This window comes from Paenibacillus sp. 598K, from assembly GCF_003851045.1.
Taxonomy (GTDB): Bacteria; Bacillota; Bacilli; order Paenibacillales; family Paenibacillaceae; genus Paenibacillus_D.
In genome coordinates, this window is record NZ_BFBX01000004.1 from 324 (window position 1) to 874 (window position 551).

The window sequence follows — 551 nt, forward strand, 5'->3', positions numbered from 1 at the left end:
GTTTAGGAGGGTGAACTTACCTGCATGGAAGGGAGAAGCATAGACATCATGACCAACGAAACCGGCGCTCACGGCGTCCGCAACTTTACGCTTTCGACAGATATTTTTCAGAAGCCTGACCTTGACATCTACACGCAGATGATGTATTTCGTGCTCAGCTCCTATGGAGGCGAGAACGGCATGCCGCAGTTGAAGGACGTCGCTCGTAAAGGCCGAATGACGATCAAACAAGCGATCTCGGCCATGCAGAGGCTCGTCGAGCTGAAGCTGGTGCCGCACAAGCTGTTCCGCCAGATGGTCGGCGAATTCCAGGATGATCGGCTGTCCTGGGCAGCCAAGGGCTTGCTGACGTATTGCAAAACGCAAGATAACGTCACGGTCAGCGGGCTGCTGGCGATGTCCGATCAGTCCGGCGAGGACGAGCAGAGCATCCGCAAAGCGCTGCTCGAGCTCAAGGAGTACGGCTATCTCGAGGAGTATCCGGCGCTCGCCAGACTGGCGAATGGCTAAAAAATACGAAAAAATGGCGGTGCAGGGGCTTAGCCCTGCAC

1 protein-coding gene is annotated in these 551 nt (G+C 55.9%); it reads left to right on the top strand.

Translation table 11 applies throughout. From position 1 onward, the window contains the following. Positions 1–48 precede the first annotated feature (48 nt). Positions 49–510, top strand: a complete 462-nt coding sequence (locus PA598K_RS01615; RefSeq protein ID WP_128655167.1) for a hypothetical protein — start codon at positions 49–51, stop codon at positions 508–510. Positions 511–551 lie beyond the last annotated feature (41 nt).